General features: G+C 46.3%; 4 protein-coding genes and 1 pseudogene. 1 reads left to right on the top strand and 4 read right to left on the bottom strand.

What is annotated here, in order from left to right:
• Positions 1 to 65: 65 nt before the first annotated feature.
• The 3 genes from CAG69_RS21170 to CAG69_RS21160 are packed head-to-tail and all read right to left on the bottom strand — an operon-like array spanning position 66 to position 2,582.
• Positions 66 to 980 carry a pirin family protein gene (locus CAG69_RS21170; RefSeq protein WP_161446098.1) on the bottom strand — a complete coding sequence of 305 codons (915 nt, stop codon included), beginning with the start codon at positions 978 to 980 and terminating at the stop codon, positions 66 to 68.
• 52 nt (positions 981 to 1,032) lie between these two features.
• Positions 1,033 to 1,662, bottom strand: coding sequence for an isochorismate family cysteine hydrolase YcaC (ycaC, locus tag CAG69_RS21165; protein WP_237668109.1), 630 nt, complete (start codon positions 1,660 to 1,662; stop codon positions 1,033 to 1,035).
• A gap of 59 nt (positions 1,663 to 1,721) precedes the next feature.
• On the bottom strand, positions 1,722 to 2,582 hold the full coding sequence (locus tag CAG69_RS21160; RefSeq protein ID WP_161446093.1) for a pirin family protein: 861 nt from the start codon (positions 2,580 to 2,582) through the stop codon (positions 1,722 to 1,724).
• 96 nt (positions 2,583 to 2,678) lie between these two features.
• Here CAG69_RS21160 and CAG69_RS21155 point away from each other — a divergent pair, with 96 nt between their 5' ends.
• Complete coding sequence (locus tag CAG69_RS21155) at positions 2,679 to 3,590, top strand: LysR family transcriptional regulator (RefSeq protein ID WP_202600837.1); 912 nt, start codon at positions 2,679 to 2,681, stop codon at positions 3,588 to 3,590.
• 263 nt (positions 3,591 to 3,853) lie between these two features.
• Here CAG69_RS21155 and CAG69_RS22800 read toward each other — a convergent pair.
• Positions 3,854 to 4,619, bottom strand: a pseudogene (locus CAG69_RS22800) (transposase).
• Between the last annotated feature and the right edge of the window lie 209 nt (positions 4,620 to 4,828).

The following is a 4,828-nucleotide window of genomic DNA, read 5'->3' as shown; positions in this document are numbered from 1 at the left end:
ATTCAAGAGTAGGCTAGAAAGGAAAACGTTCTTCTTTGCCAGAGCATAAAGTATAGTGTTTATTGTTATTCAGGAATAGGAATAAACTCCTGTTCATCGTTGGGGACCTTGGCAAAGCGCCCCGTCTGCCAATCAGCTTTGGCCTGTTCAATCAGCGACTTGTCACTGGCGACAAAATTCCATTCCATATAGCGTTTACCCACTGGCGCACCGCCGACCACCGTCAGTATGGTATCACTTTGGGCTGTCACAGTGATGTCGGATTCATCGCCAAAGATCGCCATACAGTGTTCGTCCAAAGTGATCTCACGCAAGGCCACTGAGCCTTTGACAATATACAGGGCTCTTTCCTCGGCCTCGGGCAATACGAGCGTTTGCCCGGATTTCAGGCGCGCCTCGATGTAGAGAGTTTTAGATAAGGTTTTTACTGGCGAGACAACCCCATAAGCGCAGCCCATCATGACCCGTATTGGTACGTCGTTTCGTTCTACCTCGGGAATTTCATCCTTGTCATAATGGAAGAAGCCCGGCTCGGATTGCTCCAGATCAGTGGGCAGTGCAAGCCAAAGTTGCAAGCCGTGAACATCTTGAGGACCAGCTTTAATCTCTTCGCGCTGGCGTTCAGAGTGCACAATGCCTCGACCGGCCACCATCAAATTTATATCACCAGGCAATACCCGCGCTTCAGTACCGAGTGAATCACGGTGCAGCATTTCACCTTCAAACAGGTAAGTGACTGTTGCAAGACCAATATGAGGGTGAGGTCGCACGTCGATGCCCTGACCTCTTTCAAAGTGAACAGGGCCCATATGGTCAAAAAACACCCAGGGACCGACACTGTGACACCCCTTGGTGGGCAGAATACGGCGCACACAAAAGCCACCCAGATCTTTACCCTTGGGCCTGAGCACCAATTTTAACGCGTTGCAGCCACTGATAACGCTGCAATCCTGAACTATTTCGGATGCGAGATTACTCATAATCAATTCCTGTGAAAAAGGGAGCACGGCTCCCTTTAGTTTACATAAAAACTCAGTCTTTGCTGGTTAATGTGGTATAGCTGGTGATCAGGTTCTTATAGTCGGGAATGTGGTTGGCGAACAATGCGCCTAATCCTTCGATGTCGTTCCGCCAGTCACGATGTAGTTCACAGGCCGTACCGAACCAGGTCATCAGCTGTGCACCAGCTTGTGACATGCGATCCCAGGCTGCGTCACAAGTTATAGGGTTAAAGGTACCGGAAGCATCGGTAACTACAAAAACCTCGTAACCTTCTTCCAGGGCGGACAGAACAGGAAAGGCCACACACACTTCAGTTACAACGCCAGCCACAATCAGCTGCTTCTTACCCGTAGCCTTAACTGCGGCTAGGAATTCTTCATTATCCCAGGCGTTAATCTGGCCGGGACGGGCAATATAGGGCGCGTCAGAGAAGATCTCTTTCAGCTCAGGCACCAAAGGACCATTAGGGCCAGTTTCAAAGCTGGTGGTTAAAATGGTGGGTAAATTGAAGTACTTGGCCAAATCAGCCAGCGCCAGTACATTGTTTTTAAATTTGTCCGGTTCAATATCACGTACTAGAGACAGAAGGCCGGCCTGATGATCGATCAATAGTACTGCAGCGTTATCTTTGTCGAGTCGGTTGTATTTAAAGCCCATCATTTCCTCCGGGAAATAGTAGTTAGTTGTTTAGACAAGGAGCCGTATACCGGCTCCGGTTTTCACAAGCGTCCGAATTGACCACGTTGCAGGTCTTCGAAAGCGTGTAAAATTTCTTTCTTGGTGTTCATAACAAAGGGACCGTGACCTACGATAGGCTCATTAATGGGCTCGCCACTGAGCAACAGAACCAAACTGTTCTGTGACGTATGCAGCTTAACGCCACTGTTCTGGCGGCTGAGCAATACCATATTACCATCGCTGACTGGATCGGAGCTGTTGACACAGACTTCGCCTTCCAGCACTACCACGGCGGTGGTCCAGCCCTGGGGGAGATCAAACTGGGTTTGTCCGCCAGCATTGAGACGTAAGTCCCAAACGTGCATAGGGCTGAAAGTATTGACCGGGCCTTGATGACCGTCAAAGTGACCAGCTATAGGCCGCAGAGTGCCAACGTTATTGGCCAATGACACTTCGGGTATGTCGGCCTTGGTAATAGCCTGATAATTGGGAGGCGTCATCTTGTCAACTTTGGGTAGATTGACCCAAAGCTGGACCATCTGCAGATCGCCACCGTTTTGGCTGAATGTACTGGAATGGAATTCTTCATGCATAATGCCAGCGCCTGCGGTCATCCATTGCACATCTCCGGATCCAATTATGCCGCCCTTACCAGTCGAATCTCGATGTTCTACCTCGCCTCTGTAGACAATGGTGACCGTTTCGAAACCACGATGGGGGTGCTCTCCAACTCCTCGCTTCACACCATCGGCGGGAAAGCGCATCGGCCCAGCGTAATCCAGTAGTAGGAAAGGGCTCATCTGAGCGGCCTGGTTTTGATAAGAAAACAGCGAACGAACCGGGAAGCCATTACCCACCCAATGGAAGGAAGGAGCTTTAATAATGCCGTAAATAGATTTCATAGAAGTCTCCTTAAATTTCACTTATTGTGATCATATAGGTGGTACAGTGATTGAGTAGACTGCTAAAATGCATCTCACTGTTGCACTGGCGGAACGATGAATATGCAGGATCTCAATGATCTCTATTATTTTGTGAAAGCGGTGGAATACGGCGGCTTCGCTCCGGCCAGTAGAGCATTGTGTATTCCCAAGTCCAAGCTCAGCCGCCGGATTGCTGCGCTGGAAGCACGGTTGGATACTAAGCTGATTTATCGCTCCACTCGCAGTTTTCATCTGACTGAAGTGGGGCAGACTTATTTTCAGCACTGCAAGGCGATGCTGGAGGAAGCAGAGTCTGCGCAGGACGCCATCGACTCGTTAAAATCTGAACCCAGAGGCACCATCCGCCTGACCTGTCCCATCGCATTGCTGCACGCTCATATTGGCTGCATGCTGGCTGATTTTATGATAGAGTACCCGCAAGTAAATATTCAACTTGAAGCGTCTAATCGTCGTGTGGATCTGATATCTGAAGGTGTAGATGTGGCCATTAGAGTTCGGCCGCCCCCACTTGAAGATAGTGAGCTCGTTATGCGAGTGTTATCAGAGCGTAGTTTGAGTTTGGTTGCAAGCCCGGCTCTTGTAGACAGTTATGCGTTGCCAAATCATCTGACTGAACTATGTAACTGGCCTTCTCTAGGGTTGGGACAACCTCAATACCAATTTGTCTGGAGCTGGTACGCGCCTGACAATAAACTCATTGAAGTGCCTTTTAAGCCACGCTTTGTGACCACTGATATGGTTGCGCTGCGTAATGCAGCAGTAGCAGGAGCGGGGGTAGTACAATTGCCGACCTTGATGGTTACGCAGCAGATGAAAGATGGAAGTTTAATCAAGCTCCTTGATGGCTGGACAGCACCAAAAGAAATTATCCATGTGGTATTTCCTTCTCGTCGAGGTCTGTTGCCTTCAGTTAGAGCATTGATTGATTTCCTAGCTGATCGCTATGCCAGCTTTGATGAAGAGTAGAATGGTAAGTTTTATTGGTATAGTATTTATCAGCTTCAATAAAATTAACTTTTTGTTTAATTAAGTACCTAACACTAACATACTCAATCATAAATTTGGAAAAGTGACTCAAATTAGCTAGAAATTTTTCACAATATCGAACCGCAACTGGTTAACTCTTTGTTACTGTATTGGGCTTGCGAGCGGATGCTAGCTAAATAGTACACATTTCAAACGATATACTGAGTTTGAAACATGCCTATCCAAATTAACTTGTTAAGGGCTTAAGTTATAGCGTAAGTCTTCCCAACTTGAGCTTTGTAATTGTGAAGAGTCAGTGATTCTCCAAGTAGCGGCTTCAGACTGTGAACATCTGTGGTTACCATACTTCTGTTTCGACTTTTTGTTCGACCCATCGAGTTTCTGGGACCAACTGCCAGATTGCGAGGGTGCCTCTTTTCCAGAAGGCTGCTCCTTCACACTGAGAGATTAGAAGTATCGCTTAAACCTAATCGCCCGGTGGCACTCCCTTGTATCGTATGCGCCACCTTCCGAGATCTCCTTTATGGTTCGCGACTTTATTTTAGTAGATTGGGAAATACATACGCACCTGTCCTGCCTGATAATGTCAGCTCAAACTGCAATAATTTCATGATATCGGTACAAAAAGCGAGATGGGGTTTAAGCCAGACTCGACGCTCAACTCCTGTTCCATGCTTTTTAACTATCCATTCCCCTCACCATATACCTTTACCTTGATTCGAGTTGCATGAATGACTAGGTGCTGAATATTAGGGGTATTCGACAATCTAGAAACGGAGTTGATACAGCCTAACAATACCTTTAAAGGTAAGAAAAAATGCTCTTAACCATGATAGCTGATGTGTTAAGTAAGATACTAAATAATCGTGGTCTACGACTCCTACCATGTTTAGCTTATTTCCACTCAGCTATTGCCTCTTCATCAATCCAAAACGTGAGTGAACCTTGTTTGACTAGTGAGTTATTGTACTTGTACCTATTAGTCGCTTTGTAGCGAGGCTTCGGCATGAAATTAAAGTAGTAAGTAAATGTCTCCGAGTTGTTCGTAAGGTATTGATTTAGTTCATTCGATTTTACAACAAAACATCTTTGGTGTAGTTATTTCAGTTGCTTATTTATAATGAGGGTTAGATATAAATATCAAAAGTTTACTATTAATATGTGTATTTTTATGAAGTAATATTTTGATTTAGCTCGTGTGCGACTGTACTTAATAA

Source organism: Vibrio sp. V43_P6S15P86 (assembly GCF_009904725.1).
Classification (GTDB): domain Bacteria; phylum Pseudomonadota; class Gammaproteobacteria; order Enterobacterales; family Vibrionaceae; genus Vibrio; species Vibrio diabolicus.
This window is presented reverse-complemented; position numbering and strand designations above follow the sequence as displayed.